We start from the raw sequence: 17,188 nt of genomic DNA, 5'->3' as shown, positions 1-17,188 counted from the left end.
TCCTCACTTAAAAGGAGCGAATAATTGAATATGAATACAACAATTCAAACAGCAAAATCCAGATTTTCCAGGTTTGCGACCTCTGTGGGTCTAATCGCAGCGGGTGCCTTACTTTTTGCAGGTATGGCCAGTGCACATGTGACAGTCAAGCCTTCTGTTTCACAACCTAATGCGTGGGAAACGTACACATTGAAAGTACCCGTGGAAAAAAACATTCCAACCACCAAAGTCGCCTTGAAAATTCCGAAAGAGGTCGTTTTCAAACAATACGAGCCTGTACCGGATTGGAAGGTAGCCACCGAAAAAGACAGCTCTGGCAAAGTAATCACCGTGACCTGGACGACTGAAAAAGACGGCATTCAAGCAGGTCAATATCAGCGTTTTAGCTTTGTAGCGCAAAATGCAGACCAGAATACCGCAGCAGCCTGGGACGCCTTCCAATATTATAGTGACGGAAGTATCGTGGAATGGACAGGCGATGAAGGAAGTAACAGTCCTCATTCTATTACCGAAATCACGGCGGATGCCACGTCCGCAACTCCTGTCCCTGCCGCAGACAGCGGACACGATTCGGCGGGTACGACAGCAGGTCACGCGAGCACAGATACGACTAAAGATAGCAGCAGCCCCGCACCTGCTTCAAACAATGCTGTAGAAGCTGCACCTGCCGCTTCTGTTCCAGCCAGCTCTACTGCACAAACGACAGCACTCGTTCTCTCGATCATTGCAGTCGTTCTTGGTGCCACAGCTGTCGGCATTGCACTCAAGCGCCGCAAGTAATCTGGGTTAAGTATAAAGGTAAAAATGTATTGTAAAATCACTAGCTACTAGTAATAAAAAACACAAAAATCCGCGCCGTTCAGGCCAGGTTTTTGTGTTTTTTAGGTTATATCCCAACAACTTCATCTGGATTTATCTGTTTTTCATCTTGTAAAGAAGCGTTAGCGACACAATATAAGTTGTAAAAATGTCGTTTTTGCTGTATTAACTTATCAAATGCCCCCTGCTCCACAATTCGCCCATCACGCATCACAATTATTTCATCATAACGGCTCAATAGCTGTGGAATCAGTCTGTGTGTAACTACCACACAAGTCACATTCTCCAAATTCAAGATACTATCTTCCACTGCAACAGCAGTTTCATTATCAAGAGAAGAAGTCGCTTCATCAAGAACAAGCAACGGCATGCGTCGAATAACTGTACGTGCTAGTGCAATCCGTTGCCTTTCTCCACCAGATATTAGATTTCCATTCTCACCCACCAAGCTATCCAAACCATACGGCAGCTTGTGTAATAATTCCTGTAATCCAGCAATCTTTATCGCCTCCGCAATCTCCTCATCCGTATATGGCTGAAACAAAGTAACATTATCTCTTACTGTACTATCAAATAAAAAAGGCTTTTGATGAAGAACAGACTGAAATTGATAAACATCTTCCGACGATATTTCTTTCAGATCGCATCCATCCACCTCAATTTTCCCAGTATAATTTTCATATTCCTTGCGCAACAGTTTGAGAAAAGTTGATTTTCCCGAACCACTGACTCCTACAAAGGCATACTTTTTTGACTTTTCAATGACTAAGTTAATCTTCTCTAACGAAGGTATCTTATCATCATAAGAAAAAGAAACATTCTCAAAACGAATAGAATGAAGAAATGATACCTCACTCAAAGCAGAATCGATCGGCTTAACTGGATTGACGGATGATACTATATTTGTAATCTTTTTAGAAATATCCTGCATAGATTTAATGCGTGTGATGTGCTGAATACTCATATATATAGGGTTCACAACACTATTAGTAAGCTGAATGCCGGCAATCATTGCACCAAGAGTAATCTCACCTTGCATAACCAAATATCCGCAAATTATAAAGATAGACATAAAAATAAAGCCGCCAAACACCTCACTTATGGCATCCACATAGCTGCTCCGAATGTTAAATCTATATTTTGTATTTTCCACATCTTCATTGACGGTTGCATGTTCATGTTCTATTTTTCTCTCAATACCAAAGCTCTTAACAACTTCAAAGCCAGAAAATATATCACTAACCTTAATTGTAAACTTTTCAAGAGTATCAGAGCATTGTTTCTTTAAAGCGCTCAAAGTTTTGCCAAAACATCTCGGAATTAAAGCAGAAAGCAAAGCCATAACAATCAAATAAAGAACCAATTTATAGCTAATCGCAAACATACCAATTATAGCAAACACAAATGAAGAGACTGTCCCAAGCAACAAAAAAATATTTTTGAAATAGTCATCTTCTACCATCTTCAGATCATTTGTTAAAATAGATACATATTTAGCACTATTACTTGAAGCAAAGTGAGCTACATTTTTTCGCACTATATAATGGAATATTTCCTTTTTCACATGAATCATTGTGCTTTTCATATATAGTGATTTCATATACTGCATCCACAATTTGATCAATGTACTGGCTACCATAAATAAAATTGAAAATATTGCAGTTGTATAGAAAACTTGCGCTGGTCTACTAATATTATCAACCAAATGTTTGAAAACAAAAGCCATATAAATGCTACACAAACTGCTTCCGATAACCCCAAAAACGACAAGCAGGAGCTTAACCTTGTACCTTAATACAAATTTCAACATACATGTTTACCCCCGTTTTAATTATTGCAAATGCAAAGTACTATTATTCGCTAAAACGCTCCTTCCCCCAAATAAAAATCTATCGACTTCCTTCTGAATATTATTTAAGAAAACCCTCATATTCACTCTATTCTCAGAAAATAAAAAATTAGCAAACATCATTTTCGAATTAAATTTAGTAAATATATAATTTCTCAAAATACACTCTACTTTTATATCCTGTGTAGAAAATTGTATATCTTTATTAAGATGATTATGAATAATCCCAAAATGTAATTGTGAACTTGCACAGTATGCAAGAGCGCTTTTTAAAAATCGGGGATCTAGCTGCACGTGAAATTGATTAGGAACTCCCATTGCTTTAGAAGGTACATAAATTATTTTCTCCAAAGTAATAAAAATGGTCCTATCCTCATTAGCAATACTAAAAGGAATTAATGCAATTTTTTCATACTGCTCTCCAATGAAATACTTTTTTAAAAGGATTTCCAATGGCGGATTCATTTCAACAACTAAATCATAATTACTCATAAGTCAATTCCTCGTAATTTAAAGTCTTCTTTTAAATCTTTAATACGATTAATAAGAAGATTGTACTTGTTCTTATCTAAATAAATACCAAGCGCAGAATCCATATATTGCTCGTTAATTCGTTTTCTTTTAGCACAATAGTCAGGTGAACAAGGTGCTAACACATTGTTTTTTTCAAATATAGTTGCTATACAGCAATCACATAAACGTCTCTCCGGGCACTGTTTACATTTGGGTGAGTTCTGTTTGCTATTCTTAATCAGTACTTTTTGAACATTTTTAAAACTTTCATTGTATACTTCATCCTCCAAGATATTGCCCATTGAAAATCTATTATTATCAAGGCCGATAAATAGCTGACAAGGATATACCTCCCCTGTAGTATTTACAGTCAATTGCTGTATGCCGGCATTGCAGTGATATAATGAAGACGCAGATTCTACTTTATTATGCAGAGAAGTAATAAATCTCAAAACGCCCGTATGTTGAATTCCTTGTTCTAAAAATTCATTGAATTGTTCTGGGATACTGCTAACTCTTTTTTTCATTTGTGATTCATTAAGCAGTAATGTTTTTGAAGTTGCATTCTTCCCACTAACCTCAACCGGATTAATAACGACTGTTTTAACACCGAAGCCCTGATCAAAATATGTAAGCAATTCTTTGTTTGTATATTGATATTCTGCATGTAGAGAGGTATAAGTACATTCAATCATAGAAGGCTGGGGAGTAGACTGCCGTAGTCGATTTATATTGGATTCGATGCGTTGGAAACTTCCAAATCCCGCCTTATCAACGCGGAGCTCATCGTTTATTTCTTTTGGACCATCTAAACTTATTGTAGTATATATTTTGTATTCATTGATCAGCTTAATAATTTTATCATTCATAATAGTACCGTTTGAAACTATTGAAAATCTGGGAAAGAAAGAGATTAAGCCGTCCCTAAACTTCTCACTTAAATATTTACATACAAATTCTATTGTATCGACATTAAGGAGAGGCTCCCCTCCGAAAAAGCAAATTTCCTCAATTCCGTTGTATACACTTAATATTTTATCAATAATTATTTTAGCGTCTTCTTTAGTCATGTATCTTTTCTCAGAGTGGTAAGTACCTTCATCCGCGTAACAGTATTTACACTTCAAATTGCATATATTTGTTACTACTAATCTAAGTATTTTCAGACTACTTTGTAATTCGCTATCATCTTTATTTTGTAAGTGTTCTGGTGAATTGGGGATATTGCTTTTAAAGCGTACTAGAATTTGTTTAAGTTGATCAGTACTGATATTGAATTTTAAGCAAACCAAATCGACATCCTTAACATTTTTAAAATATTCCAGTATTCTCCCTATATTATAGGGAATTCTAAATATGCCGAAACTAATCTTGTCTAAAACAAGACATTGTAAGTTATTACTACTACTAAGATAGAAATGATACTGATCCATTAACTTCTTTTCCAACATATTATCACACCCTCCCAATGAATAGAGGTAGTAATGAATTTTCACTACTACCTCCCTTATTAAGTAAGCCGATTATTGCGTACCGCTACTTCCACCACATCCAATGCCACACGAAGCAAAGATAACTTCAGAAAATTGTTTTACTTCTTCCACTGATAACTCTTCCATTTCCCAATTTTCCAATTCAAATGTAGTAACTTCCTTCACCTTAAGCACCCCCTCTATTTTTTTCATTTTCTTTAAAGGAATATAATAAATTGAATATAATCCCATTTATATTTTATAGATTCCTAAAAACAAAAAAAGTGATTTTCATCTCACTAAACCAAATAAATCCACTTTTTTTTCAATAATTCGACGAGGCATCTTTATTTCACATTCACCTTTCTATCATTTTTTTGGTAAAATAGGTAGAACCCTCACGATTCTAACATGATAGCATTGCAATCTATTGAGCATAGGAGATCATAGGATGAAAATCGTAAATAAGGCTCTGTTATCTAGTGCTATTTTTCTAAGTACCGCAGCGGGCATATACAGCCCCTTGGCACAAGCCGAGGCCAGCAAGATCAGCATTATGCTGGACGGATATCCATTACCGTTCCCTGTACAACCTGCCATGATGAACGGCACGACCATGGTTCCCTTTCGCGCGATTTCTGAAGCTCTTGGCATTACAGTGAAATGGGATCAAGCCAGCCAAAGCATCACTGCTACCAAAGCGCAAGGCACTGCTACCAAGCAGGTGGTTCTAAAGATGGGTAGCCGCAATGCCACAGTGGACGGACAAACGGTTCAACTAACAGCAGCTCCGCAAACCGTGCGCGGCAGCACGATGATTCCGCTGGGCTTTTTCGGGCAGCAGTTTGGAGCCACGGTGAACTGGAACCAGGGAACACGGACGGTCTCCATTACATCGCCTCGTGAATCGATGTATACAATAGGCTTCTATGCGCTGTCTTCCTTTGACCAAAAATCCAAAATACCGGATTTTAACGCAGTTGCCTTCGGCTGGAGTCGAATTGATACGAACGGACAATTTACGACAAACGGCAAAGAATACAAATGGCCTCAAGCCGCTGGAACCGTAACGCCGGAGTCCATTGTGCAGGAGGCAGACAGCCAGGGAACTTCTCCCTACCTGATGGTCTATTCCGGAGATGGCAATCACGAGCTGACCAAAGTTTTGGAAAATGCGCAGCTTCAAGAACAAACCATTTCCCAAATTGTCAGCACCGCCACCGACAAACAATTTAAAGGCATTACGCTAGACCTGGAAGGATTGGGCTGGAGCGGCGACAAAGCCAAAGCTCGTTCAGACTACAACACCTTTATTAAAAAGCTATCGACCAAAGCGCATCAGGCTGGGCTCAAGCTCACCGTCGTTCTGCATCCGCTGAACAGCTCTTACTCTGGCTATGACTACAAAACGCTGGGCAATCTGGCGGACGATCTGATCATCATGGCTTATGATTATGGACAAAAGGCTACACCTGAGCCTTTGGAAAAAGTGGATGAAGCCATCCAACTGGCCTTGAAGGAAACCTCGCGGGACAAGCTCATTTTGGGGATTTCGATGGGTAGCGAAAAAGACAGCACCGTTAACGCCAAGATCGGTTTAGCCAAACGTTATGACCTCAAAGGAATCGCTATCTGGCGCTTGGGCATCATTGGAGAAACGGCCTGGTCACAGATGAACGAAGCCATCGAGTTTAAATAAGTGTACATTTTATCCAAGTAAAACCGACCTTATTTCGCCCGCCAGATGATTTCTTATGAGTCTTCTATGAAATCATCTGGCGGGCTTTCTTCATTCCCTTTAACAAAAGTGCTTGCCTGATTTGGAAGTTGTCGTCACAGGCTCGCAACCCTGTTCTCCATAGAAGATCCCCCAGTCTCTCATAAAACCCAGCAACGGCCTTAACGTATCTCCTAACGGGGTAAGCGAGTATTCCACACGCGGTGGGTTCTCATTATAAATTTCACGGTGCACAATGCCATCTCTCTCCAATTCGCGCAACTGCAAGGTTAACATCCGCTGTGTAATATTAGGCAAGGTCCGTCGAATTTCGTTATAGCGCCGCGGTCCTGTGGTCAAATGATACAAGATGACTCCCTTCCATTTGCCGCCTATAACCCCGACGGTTTTCGCTACCGGACATCCAAAATTAACGCTAACTGCATGTTCCATCTCCTGTGCCATGTATACCCTTCTTTCTGTAGAATGTGTAAACCAATAGCCCCAGACGTATGACAAGGAACAAATATGTGCGTACTTGTTCCCTGCAAAAACTTTCTATATGATAACTATATATTCGATATCAGCTCTCATTATAGTAGCAGAAAACCCATAGAGTACCAACTAAACCCATACCCAAAGGAGTACATTTTATGTCTAATACATCAGCTAAAAAACAGGAGATTCTGGACGCCTTTCTGTTTAGGCACGCCACGAAAGAATTTGATCCCAATCGCATCATACCGGAAGAGGATTTTCAGTTCATTCTCGAAACCGGGCGACTTTCTCCAAGCTCCGTCGGTTTTGAACCATGGCAGTTTGTAGTTGTACAAAATCAGGCATTGAGAGAAAAGCTGGCGGCGGTTTCCAGCGGTGGTCAAAAGCAGATTCCTGCGGCTAGCCACGTCATCCTGATTTTGGCGCGCAAGGATGTTCGTTATGATTCTCCTTACGTGGAGTATATGTATAAAGAGGTTAAAGGTATGTCTGAGGAGGACTTTTCCTCACTGCCAGGCCGCTATAAGATTTTCCAGGGTGAAAATCAACGCCTGCTGGAAAATGAACGTACGTTATTTGACTGGGCTTCCAAGCAAACCTACATTGCCTTAGGCAATATGATGACCGCGGCGGCTCAGATCGGTATTGATTCCTGTCCAATTGAGGGCTTTAACTACGATCAGGTGCATGCCATTTTGGAGGAAGAAGGACTACTGGAGAACGGGCTGCTCGATATTTCGGTCATTGCTGCCTTCGGTTATCGTGCTCATGAACCCAAGCGGGAAAAATCCAGACAACCACTGGAAAAGGTCACACGCTGGATTCTGTAACCTGGTCCCATACCTTTCCCAAACTCTGAACATTAAAGCACGTAAAAAGCGGGCTTGCGGCACTTCATCTGAATGATGAACACACCGCAACCCGCCTTTTTTAGGTCACTTCAACTTCTATTAAAATCCCCTTGGAAGCCAGGTTATCCAGGCACTCCTTCATATACTCATCGTCATGCTCCACATATGCACACGCGCCTGCCAGTTCCTCACCTAGCTCCGCGCCCCAAGGCTCGCACTGCTTACCGCGATACAATGGCTGTTCCCATAGTGGATCAACGTTGTACCCTCTGCTTTTCATTTCGTCCATAATGAGCCTATGATAGCGCACCAGCAGCATCGGATGATAGTCGAACACATAATTCACCGTGGCGTGTGGCTTGCCCCACCCATTCCCGCGCAGGGCACAGCACTCACGATGTTGCCCCAGCAGTTGCGGACGGGGTAACTTGTCGATTAAATGTTCATGCCAAAGCCTCATGCTTCCACAACCCTATCTGTCGCTTTTTCTGTTCTAATGGATTAGCATACGGATACCTGTCAGCACAATGCCGATCAGGAAGCCTGTAACTGCGCCGTTAATACGTATCCACTGCAAATCCTGTCCCAATTTGTCCTCCATCAGTGCAATCAGGGATTTGTTATCCATTTTGTCTACATTTTCACGCACCAAGTTACCAATTCGACTATGGTTGGCTTCCACCAGTCCAGTAATACCTTCCACAATTCGCACATTGATCTTGTCCAGCAGCTCGGTATTCCCTTTTAAATCAGCCAGCATCCGATCCAATAGCGGTAAAATATAGGTCTGCACATAGCTTCCGTCTTCCATGTAGTCCAATAAGCGTATACGCAGTTCTTCCATTTTGCCCAGCACTGACGCATCGCCTTCCCAGGCTTCAACAAGGCTATCCTTCCAGCCGTTCAATCCTTCCTGAACCGTATCTTTCGTCGCCAATCGGGTCACCTGTGTTCTTAGACCATCCAGCACGGCCTGACGGCGCGGGTGCTCTTCCCTTTGCAGTTCTGCTACCTGATCCAGCAGGAAATGACGAATCATTTCACCCATACGCTCTTCGTTCAGATAGCCGAGGAATGCGTTCAAAGCAAACTGCATCAGTCCGCTCACCTGCAAACCGCTGACAGCCTGCATACCTAAGGTACCCAGCGTATAGCCCGTTTCGGGTCGCAAAAGCCAGGACTCGGCTTGTTCCAGCGTGTAATCCAGCGCGCGGCGATCATAGCCCTTCTCGCTGGTCTGAAGAGCAAGCGCCTCCAGCAGCGGTCCGGCGTCAAAGTCAGTCACCTGCCGCTTGAGCTCTGCCACGATGACCGGAGCCAATTCCGCGAGCGGGAGCGACTGGACGAGCCGCTTGGCAAGAACATCTATGGATGCCGCCGCCTCCGGCGTGCGCAAACCTTTTTCCACACCACCCAGCACCAAATCGGCCAAACGAATATCTGCAATTTTAGATGCGATGCTGTCTTTGTTTAGCAAGTTATTTTCCACCGTACTCACCAAGGCATTTGTGAGCTTGTCCCTATTTTTAGGAAGCAGCGCGGTATGTGGTATCGGAATGCCTAGCGGATGACGGAACAAAGCAGTGACAGCGAACCAGTCCGCCAGTCCCCCTACAAGTCCTGCCTCAAAAGCTCCGGCTAACAAACGAGCCCAGCCATATTGCTGGAAGGGCAATGTGGCTGCAAAGCCTGCCCCTAGAATAACAAGCGACCAAGCCGCTGCGGTTTTCGTATTTTTGGGTTTTCCCATCCTGTAATCCTCCAAACTGACTGTCGAGTAAGTAAAGCACTATACCTGTATTACCCATCATATCATTGCCCGTGTCATTTCCAAAGTTGAAAGCACTCTTGATGAAACGCGTAAGGCCACTTTTTGCGTAATTTTTTATGCATATATCTCTCTTTTTTACATTCATGTTCGTGAACTAAATCACAACACTAGGCCCAAAATCTCATTTTTAATAATAAGCCTTACGAACCATTTTATCAGAACCAAGTCCTAAATTTCTTAAACCGAAAGGAGAAGTGAAGGGAAAAGTTGAATGGGCATGTAAGATATCTTTTTCAGCACTAATTCTATCTTTGACCCCAGAAAGGATTTGAATCCATGATGACCTCAGAATTCTTTCAACAATATTCGACCTTTTATACGGACGATCAGGTTAGATGTCCATAAGAGCGAGGCTTCTATAAAACTTACAAACATATTTTGATATATAGACATATTTCATGTGATAAAATAAACTTTTATATATAGTAAATCATGTTTAATCAGCCATTATATATTGGTTAAATCAAACCAAGATAAGCTAGATAAAATTGCTTCTTTGTAAAGGAATTGAATATGACAACAGACCAAAAAAACAACGAGGGCCTCTGGAACGGCGAACCTGTCGTAATTGTGCGCACTCCCTCCGCTTTTGCCAAGCAATCCCTTTTATATATTCAGGAATTAGGCTACTTCCAAAAAACTTCTGCTTTTACGGTGGAAAGAAAAGAACTCGCCTCTTTTTTGCTTGTTTTTACGTTGTCTGGTAAGGGAGAATTACTATACCGGGACAAGAAATATATTTTAAAGCCTCATGATTTGTTTTTTATTAATTGTGAGGAGTATGTGCAATATAGCACCTCCGGTCATGAAGCCTGGGAGTTTATCAGCTTATACCTGTACGGCAACCTGATCGGAAACTTTTACGAACAATTTGCCAAGCATAATAAACCGGTAATATCCATGCATAATCCGTATATTATATTGGACAAACTGCATGCTCTGATTTGTGGGCAGTCTGACAGAAGTCTTTCCGCTGAACTGCTAACGTCCAGGCTCATTGGTGAAATACTGATGTGCATCTTGCAGCATCCCTATGATCACCAGCATGTGAATGCTGAAACCCTCAGCGAAGTACGTCGGGTACAGCAATATTTGGATCAGTCCTACTGTGAGCGAATAACACTGGACTCGCTGGCAGATATGTTTGAATTAAACAAGTTTAATCTGGCTAAAAATTTCAAAAAGCAGATCGGTTTCTCTCCGATTGATTATCTCATTAATGTCCGTATCACGGCCGCTCAAAGCTGGCTTAAAACCAGTGACATGTCCATTGTGGATATCGCAAGGTACGTAGGTATTCCCAATACGAGCCATTTTATTAACCTGTTCAAGGAGCATGTAGGAGAAACACCTCATTCCTTCCGCAAAAAGTGGGGGAACCGTTCCAAGCTGTAAATGAGAGGTTACATGAAACCAGTTTGATAGATGATAGACGCACAAGCTATTCAAGTTAATGGCAAAGCTGTCGAAAGGCAGTGACGCAAAACTATAGGGCCTTCCTATCCGGATGGCAGCCAGCTACCAGATGAACGAGCTTTTTATTATGCCCTTTTTTACATAGATCCACCACAATTTGCTATGCCTATCTCGAAAAAAGCCCTGATCGCTATGATCAGGGCTTTTTTTTCTATTGGGATAGTCATGTCAGCCTAGCATGCTGAATATACTAATTTCGAACGAAGCATTGCCATATTACGATGAATAGGAGAATCACTTGGAGCATGAGAACAAAAATAAATGTAATGATCATTGCCTTATTGCTCATTGTCCAAAGCTTTTTCAACGCAACACTGGCTTACGCAGATGCTCCAGCCCCAGAACTGCCGCAGAGTGCTGTATCCGATCCTACACATACCGTTACGGATGCTGTATACGGTGTCCCAAACCTTGAACCTCCCAGGGAGATTCCTTCAAACACGCCCCCCTTCGTTCAAGGAGCAGTCAGTTCAAAATCTCAACATGATGCAACTCCGCAGAGCATACTAACGAAGTTGAGCCTGACCGACGAATCAGGGCATGTCATTGATGCAGTATATAGTCCCGACAGCCAATTCGACATCGGATCAGCCATCCAACTAGGCTATGAATGGGAGCTTCCTGACAATACCTATAAGTCAGGAGACACTTTCACCTTTCACTTACCAGAACAGTTTGTCATCTACACTGATATCTCATCTCCGTTAGTCACTACCGACGGAACCGTGGGATACTTCACAGTAGATCGTCAGGGCAAGGTGATCATGACCTTTAACCCATATGTAGAGACTCATTCCAATGTCAGCGGCAAACTGCAAATCAAAACCGAGTTTACAAAAGAAATAGTGAAAGGTAGTACAGAGGTCATCATTGCGATTCCGATCAAAGGCGGGGTGCAAACGGTCATCGTGAATGTAAAGCCCCAGTCAGGGCCGACCCTAAGCAAACAAGGGAAACTAGCTGGCACAAATCAGATCGACTGGACCATTGATGTGAACAAACAGCTAAACACCGTAAAGCATGCCTTCATCACCGATCCAATTCCTTTAGGACTGGAACTCAGAAGAGACTCTATCCGGCTCTATCATCTCCAAGTCAATATCGACGGATCGACCGTTGTTCGAGACCTAGTAAATGCGAGTGAATATGCCATTGAAGCAGATCAAGCCGGGACAGGGTTTGTGATTCGTTTTCAAGACGATAGCATGAACACGGCCTACCAGATTCAATATTCCACGCGCATTACTGGCGACGAAACTCGTTTTTCCAACACAGCAACGCTTTCAGGAGATGCGATAGAGAACGTTGCTGCTACCGGTACTGTTCAGGTAGAACGTGGTGAGTTTTTGTCCAAAAAGGTTGAAAAATATGATCATGCCACACAAACACTCTCGTGGGCCATACGATACAACTTCGGCGAGACAAAAATCCCCGAAGCCAAAGCTCTTTTAATTGATCATTTCAACAAAACTCAAGAATTGCTACCCGGTTCCTTGAAAGTATTTAAAGGAAACACGCTGGAGGAACTCCCATCGTGGGCGTATACTGTCATCCCAGTTGATTATCCGGACCGCAACGGCTTCAAACTTCAATTTAACTTCGACGTAGATTCAGCCTATACCATCCGATACCAGACTCAAGCCAGAGGCCGTGTCTATGAAAATGGAAAAGTTATAAACATCATAACCTCAGATGGAATCCAGAAGATCGTATCGACAGAAATCACAAGCGGAGTTATGACTAAAATGTATGACACACCCAATTACAACACCAAAATCATACCTTGGGTGATTACCATTAATACAGACTTATACACCATGAAAAATATTGTCATTCACGATGTGTTTCCAAACGGGGGCTTGGCCTTGTTGCCGGACACCCTGAAAATTCAAACTGTTGACGGAACAACGGAGCTACGTGCCCCCACGGATTATGAGCTGATTCCGCTATCACAGGACTATAAACAAGGATTTACGCTCAAATTTCATAAAACCATTCATAAAGCTTATACGATCAAGTATTCAACCACCTATAACAATGACTGGAAAACGGATACGACGAAGCCTGAGTTTCGTAATAAATCCATTATAGAATACCAGTTTGAAGACGGAGAAACATCATCGCATGCCGTGGAGTGCCCGATCTGGCCGGACTTTATGACACAACGAAACGGTGCCAAGCAAGGAAGCTATAATGCGACCTCCAAGCTCATTACCTGGGACATTAAAGCCAACTACAATCGCAAGATCCTAAACCACGCGGAAGTGAGAGACCCCTTGCTGCAAGGTCAGAAGTTACTGCCCGGCTCCGTGAAAGTACACGATATGACCTTGCTGGGATGGTGGGATGGCGTACAAAAAGGGGCTGAAATCCCGGCAGATCAATACACCATTATCCCTCCCTCCGAGCAAAATGGGAATGAATTGCGTATCCAGTTCAAGGAGCAGATACAGACTCCCTACTGGATTACCTTTCAAACTTCATTGGAAGGAGAACTGATTGACAAGGAAATTCATAATCAAGCCCTTCTACTGGATGGACAAAAAACAGTCTCCAAATGGGCAGCGCAAGTCACGGTACCTCATGGTGGAGAATATGTATCTAAAGTCGGTACACAAAATGGAAATAAGATCGACTGGAGCATCCGCATCAATGAAGGACAGTCACATGTATCCAACGCTAAAATTATAGATCAGCCTAGCAGCAATCAAATCTTAATCGAGGATTCCTTTCATTTGTACTCTACAATCATCGCTGCCAACGGAAATACCACCAAGGGCACCGAGTTGATTAGAAACCAAGATTACAAGCTGTATATCAAAACAGATGCTCAAGGCCAGCAAACTTTTGAACTTGCTTTTGCCAAGGATATTTCCTCTGCTTTTATTCTTGAATACCAATCATTCATTCATGCTGAGGACAAAGCCAAAGTGAGTAATAAGGTTGCCTTTGAGGGGGATCGCTTGACGACAGAGATACGGGAAACCAGCCAGGAAATCATTGTACGAACGTCTTCCGGCTCCGGTTCCGGCGGGGGTGTGACCGAAAGTCTTGAGTTGACCAAGGTAGACCAGGATATGCCTGAGAAGGTACTGCCTGGCGCACAGTTTGCACTCTATGATAAAGGTCAAAAAAGAGCCCCTCTCATTCAGACCACCAATCAGGAAGGCAAAATCATCTTTTCCTCCTTGCTTCATGACGATTACATCTTGGAGGAATTGGCAGCACCGGAGGGCTATAAAATCACCGAGAGCAAGCTTGAGATCAAAATAGACGCAACACTGCGACAAAGCTCTGGTGTAAAAAAGATTGTGATCACCAACCGTAAAGAAAAGAAAAACGAACCAGGAACGCCTACTCATCCAGACCCGTCACCCCCGTCTGGAGGCTCAGGTAAGAAACATGACAGAGATCCGGAAATACCCGATACTCCGTCTGTAACCGTTCCTCCGTCATTGCCAATGTCTCCGGAGGACATAGCCCTTCTACAGGAGGAACCTGCACCTATACCGCCGGAGCCGCCAGCCGTCATGCCTCATCAAGATCCTTCTCCTCCGGTGGATTCGAAAGACGATCCCAAACCTAAGATCCGTGTCAAGGTTCCCGGGAAAGAGCCAGAAGAGCCAGAGGATCCACCTGCGGTACATCAGTTGCCCCAAACAGGTGAAAGCAGCCCCGTTCCGTTCTATTTGACAGGCATAGCGTTGGTTATGTGGGGCGTATTGTTGAAATTCACACGGACGAACAAAAAATAAAATGGATCACCTGCCCTGATCTCTCGCCTCATTCCATTTCCGATTGGAATGAGCCGGGAATGGGGCATTTTTCAAAAAAATATGTATAATCCGTACTTTGCTTAGGGGAGGCGAGATTGCTGAGTCTGCGTAAACTTTCCTACGTATTTATTTTGTTAGGCTTACTTTTTATTTTGTTTCCTAAAGCGACGGAATGGAATGAGGATCGGGAACAAAGCAAGCTATTAAAAGCAGCAGAACTACCATCAGGAAAAAGCGATGCGCTATGGCCCCCCAGTCTTACGGACAGCTATGCTCGCTTGTCCACTACTCTTACGGAAGTCCCGGCTCGTGAAGCACGACAAAATACTTCCACACCCCCTGTTACCATTGGAAGCGCTAATGAACAAACTCCCATAGCCACTATTAGTATAAGTCGTATTGCTTTAAAGCTCCCTGTATTGGAAGGCGCAACGAGGATAAATATGAGACACGCGGCTGTACATATGCCGGAAACGGGGACGCTGGGACAGGCGGGGAATGCCGCCATTGCTGCTCATCGAGCCCGCACCTCTGGACGTTTATTTAATCGTCTAAATGAATTGAAGATCGGGGATAAGATTGTTGTTAACACTCGGGGTAACCAATATGTATATAGCGTTTATAGCCTGAAGATGGTCGATCCTACGGACGTGTCTGTTCTGAAAAGCTTCAAAAAACAAAAGCTGCTCACCCTGATTACATGTGACCCTCTCATAAATCCCACCCATCGTCTCATTGTTCAGGCCAAACTAAGCACCTAAAGCCATTAAAGCGCCTATTTTTATGAGTAAAAATAAATCAGGCGGGCCATTCCTGTTCATTTACAGAAATACACCCGCCAATGTTCACATTACGATTCAGTTGGATTCTTGGCAATCAACTTGAAATCATCAAAGTGGAATCCTGGTGCAACCACACAGGTTACCAGTACGGGCTCATCCCCAAGCGGACGTGCCGTTTGCCATACTGCTCCTGGGACGAGTGCTTGTGGATGCTGTCCTGCCTCCACATCTGCACCAACAATAATCACAGTTTCTTCACCAGGCTCTTCTCCGCTTCCACCCAATTTCAACTCTACAGGGCTTCCGCTATGATATAACCACAGCTCATCAGAATGGACCACGTGCCACTCGGAGAACTCGCCCGGATGCAGCAAGAAATACGTAGACGAAGCTGCAAAGCGCGGACCAGAATATACATCCGGCAATACAGGCTTCGGAATTTGAAAATTGGCCTTCCACATCTCTTTGTACCAGCCGCCTTCTGGATGGGGCTCCATGCCCAATGCCGTGACTAGCGGTGAAATAGCTTTCGTCATTGTCTAACCTTCCTTTACCCTAAATTCCTTCTTCCCTACTGTAAAACATAGCGTTGCTTTTGTCACGTTTCTCCCTTGGCTTGTCGGGGATCAATAATTTATGTGAAATTTAATAACATAAAAATACGGATGTTTACTCATTTTCATCATATAAATAATAGTTCACTAGTAAAAATCACACCAAAATACATTACACGTGAAGTTTTATAACATAAAATCTTGTTTTTTATTGTAAGCTTATAGTATCATGAGAGAAATTTTTAAATTCTAATAGAGCTTGGTCATGTCAATCCGTCTACTAAGCTATGTATCCAAGCCTAAAAGGGGTGAGCTCTCTGATCCAGTTTCGCAATGTCAACAAGCATTACGGTCACTTTCATGTACTCAAAGACATTAATCTTCAGATTAAGGAGGGCGAGGTCGTCGTCATCATCGGTCCCTCCGGCTCGGGTAAAAGCACCCTGCTTCGCTGCATCAATCGTCTGGAAACGATATCGGATGGGGAACTGATCGTTAACGAGATCCCTGTACATGACAAAAAGATTGATATTAATGCCTTCCGTCGCAATATCGGAATGGTGTTCCAGCATTTCAATCTGTATCCCCACAAAAAGGTAATTGAAAACATTGTACTGGCACCTATGAAGGTACTGGGCATCTCGAAAGAAGAAGCTACTCAAACAGCCATCACTTATCTAAAGCGCGTCGGAATCGAGGAAAAGGCACAGAGCTACCCCGCCCAATTGTCTGGTGGACAGCAGCAGCGGGTCGCGATCGCCCGCGGGCTCGCGATGAATCCAAAAATTATGTTGTTTGACGAGCCTACCTCAGCTCTTGATCCCGAAACGATCGGAGAGGTACTGGATGTTATGCGCTCGCTCGCCCATCAGGGCATCACAATGGTCATTGTCACTCATGAAATGGGCTTTGCACGTGAAGTGGCGGACCGCGTGATTTTTATGGACAAAGGACAGATTTTGGAAGACGGCCAACCTGCCGAATTTTTTCAGAATCCGGGTGAAGAACGGGCCCGCCTGTTCCTGAGCCGTCTGATTCATCATTAAACAG

The 17,188-nt window shown here is 43.0% G+C and carries 15 protein-coding genes and 1 riboswitch; of the genes, 7 read left to right on the top strand and 8 right to left on the bottom strand.

The window, feature by feature from the left end:
- The first annotated feature begins 30 nt into the window (after positions 1-30).
- Positions 31-780: a YcnI family copper-binding membrane protein gene (locus MKY98_RS02060; protein WP_069010747.1), complete on the top strand. Its 750-nt coding sequence runs from the start codon at positions 31-33 to the stop codon at positions 778-780.
- A gap of 106 nt (positions 781-886) precedes the next feature.
- Here MKY98_RS02060 and MKY98_RS02055 read toward each other — a convergent pair whose 3' ends face one another.
- The 4 genes from MKY98_RS02055 to MKY98_RS02040 form a co-directional block, all read right to left on the bottom strand.
- Positions 887-2,629 (bottom strand): ABC transporter ATP-binding protein, encoded by a 1,743-nt coding sequence (locus tag MKY98_RS02055; protein WP_069010746.1) that lies wholly within the window; start codon positions 2,627-2,629, stop codon positions 887-889.
- A gap of 21 nt (positions 2,630-2,650) precedes the next feature.
- Positions 2,651-3,160 carry a hypothetical protein gene (locus tag MKY98_RS02050; protein ID WP_069010745.1) on the bottom strand — a complete coding sequence of 170 codons (510 nt, stop codon included), beginning with the start codon at positions 3,158-3,160 and terminating at the stop codon, positions 2,651-2,653.
- Complete coding sequence (locus MKY98_RS02045) at positions 3,157-4,632, bottom strand: radical SAM/SPASM domain-containing protein (RefSeq protein ID WP_069010744.1); 1,476 nt, start codon at positions 4,630-4,632, stop codon at positions 3,157-3,159. Before MKY98_RS02045 ends, MKY98_RS02050 begins: the two co-directional genes overlap by 4 nt.
- A gap of 72 nt (positions 4,633-4,704) precedes the next feature.
- Positions 4,705-4,839: a hypothetical protein gene (locus MKY98_RS02040; RefSeq protein ID WP_256026043.1), complete on the bottom strand. Its 135-nt coding sequence runs from the start codon at positions 4,837-4,839 to the stop codon at positions 4,705-4,707.
- Between the two features lie 265 nt (positions 4,840-5,104).
- Here MKY98_RS02040 and MKY98_RS02035 point away from each other — a divergent pair, with 265 nt between their 5' ends.
- Entirely contained in the window at positions 5,105-6,352 is a 1,248-nt protein-coding gene (locus MKY98_RS02035) for a stalk domain-containing protein (RefSeq protein WP_069010742.1), read from the top strand.
- Positions 6,353-6,451: 99 nt separating this feature from the next.
- On the opposite strand, the gene MKY98_RS02030 is transcribed toward MKY98_RS02035, so the two are convergent.
- Positions 6,452-6,835, bottom strand: a complete 384-nt coding sequence (locus tag MKY98_RS02030; RefSeq protein WP_069010741.1) for a winged helix-turn-helix transcriptional regulator — start codon at positions 6,833-6,835, stop codon at positions 6,452-6,454.
- Positions 6,836-7,023: 188 nt separating this feature from the next.
- Between MKY98_RS02030 and MKY98_RS02025 the strand changes: the two genes are divergently transcribed.
- Positions 7,024-7,698: an NAD(P)H-dependent oxidoreductase gene (locus MKY98_RS02025; RefSeq protein WP_069010740.1), complete on the top strand. Its 675-nt coding sequence runs from the start codon at positions 7,024-7,026 to the stop codon at positions 7,696-7,698.
- Between the two features lie 100 nt (positions 7,699-7,798).
- Here MKY98_RS02025 and MKY98_RS02020 read toward each other — a convergent pair whose 3' ends face one another.
- Positions 7,799-8,179 (bottom strand): TIGR02328 family protein, encoded by a 381-nt coding sequence (locus MKY98_RS02020; RefSeq protein WP_069010739.1) that lies wholly within the window; start codon positions 8,177-8,179, stop codon positions 7,799-7,801.
- A 33-nt stretch (positions 8,180-8,212) separates the two neighbouring features.
- Positions 8,213-9,469: a DUF445 domain-containing protein gene (locus tag MKY98_RS02015; protein ID WP_069010738.1), complete on the bottom strand. Its 1,257-nt coding sequence runs from the start codon at positions 9,467-9,469 to the stop codon at positions 8,213-8,215.
- A 594-nt stretch (positions 9,470-10,063) separates the two neighbouring features.
- On the opposite strand from MKY98_RS02015, the gene MKY98_RS02010 reads away from it, so the two are divergent.
- The 3 genes from MKY98_RS02010 to MKY98_RS02000 all read left to right on the top strand — a co-directional run bounded on the left by MKY98_RS02010 (position 10,064) and on the right by MKY98_RS02000 (position 15,563).
- Positions 10,064-10,945 carry an AraC family transcriptional regulator gene (locus tag MKY98_RS02010; RefSeq protein WP_029514677.1) on the top strand — a complete coding sequence of 294 codons (882 nt, stop codon included), beginning with the start codon at positions 10,064-10,066 and terminating at the stop codon, positions 10,943-10,945.
- 50 nt (positions 10,946-10,995) lie between these two features.
- Positions 10,996-11,076: riboswitch (cyclic di-GMP riboswitch) on the top strand.
- A gap of 195 nt (positions 11,077-11,271) precedes the next feature.
- Entirely contained in the window at positions 11,272-14,781 is a 3,510-nt protein-coding gene (locus MKY98_RS02005; RefSeq protein WP_069010737.1) for a collagen binding domain-containing protein, read from the top strand.
- A 116-nt stretch (positions 14,782-14,897) separates the two neighbouring features.
- Entirely contained in the window at positions 14,898-15,563 is a 666-nt protein-coding gene (locus MKY98_RS02000; RefSeq protein WP_069010736.1) for a class D sortase, read from the top strand.
- An 89-nt stretch (positions 15,564-15,652) separates the two neighbouring features.
- On the opposite strand, the gene MKY98_RS01995 is transcribed toward MKY98_RS02000, so the two are convergent.
- Entirely contained in the window at positions 15,653-16,120 is a 468-nt protein-coding gene (locus tag MKY98_RS01995; RefSeq protein ID WP_029514674.1) for a cupin domain-containing protein, read from the bottom strand.
- Between the two features lie 326 nt (positions 16,121-16,446).
- On the opposite strand from MKY98_RS01995, the gene MKY98_RS01990 reads away from it, so the two are divergent.
- Positions 16,447-17,184: an amino acid ABC transporter ATP-binding protein gene (locus MKY98_RS01990; RefSeq protein WP_081317548.1), complete on the top strand. Its 738-nt coding sequence runs from the start codon at positions 16,447-16,449 to the stop codon at positions 17,182-17,184.
- Positions 17,185-17,188 lie beyond the last annotated feature (4 nt).

It is taken from the genome of Paenibacillus sp. FSL M8-0228 (assembly GCF_038007385.1).
GTDB lineage: Bacteria > Bacillota > Bacilli > Paenibacillales > Paenibacillaceae > Paenibacillus > Paenibacillus polymyxa_D.
The sequence above is the reverse complement of the archived record's forward strand: the minus strand, read 5'-3'. Positions and strand labels throughout refer to the sequence as shown.

Coding starts and splice junctions, on each gene's coding strand:
- MKY98_RS02060 (WP_069010747.1), top strand. CDS start 31: ATGAATACAACAATTCAAACAGCAAAATCCAGATTTTCCAGGTTTGCG.
- MKY98_RS02055 (WP_069010746.1), bottom strand. CDS start 2,629: ATGTTGAAATTTGTATTAAGGTACAAGGTTAAGCTCCTGCTTGTCGTT.
- MKY98_RS02050 (WP_069010745.1), bottom strand. CDS start 3,160: ATGAGTAATTATGATTTAGTTGTTGAAATGAATCCGCCATTGGAAATC.
- MKY98_RS02045 (WP_069010744.1), bottom strand. CDS start 4,632: ATGTTGGAAAAGAAGTTAATGGATCAGTATCATTTCTATCTTAGTAGT.
- MKY98_RS02035 (WP_069010742.1), top strand. CDS start 5,105: ATGAAAATCGTAAATAAGGCTCTGTTATCTAGTGCTATTTTTCTAAGT.
- MKY98_RS02030 (WP_069010741.1), bottom strand. CDS start 6,835: ATGGCACAGGAGATGGAACATGCAGTTAGCGTTAATTTTGGATGTCCG.
- MKY98_RS02025 (WP_069010740.1), top strand. CDS start 7,024: ATGTCTAATACATCAGCTAAAAAACAGGAGATTCTGGACGCCTTTCTG.
- MKY98_RS02020 (WP_069010739.1), bottom strand. CDS start 8,179: ATGAGGCTTTGGCATGAACATTTAATCGACAAGTTACCCCGTCCGCAA.
- MKY98_RS02015 (WP_069010738.1), bottom strand. CDS start 9,469: ATGGGAAAACCCAAAAATACGAAAACCGCAGCGGCTTGGTCGCTTGTT.
- MKY98_RS02010 (WP_029514677.1), top strand. CDS start 10,064: ATGACAACAGACCAAAAAAACAACGAGGGCCTCTGGAACGGCGAACCT.
- MKY98_RS02005 (WP_069010737.1), top strand. CDS start 11,272: ATGAGAACAAAAATAAATGTAATGATCATTGCCTTATTGCTCATTGTC.
- MKY98_RS01995 (WP_029514674.1), bottom strand. CDS start 16,120: ATGACGAAAGCTATTTCACCGCTAGTCACGGCATTGGGCATGGAGCCC.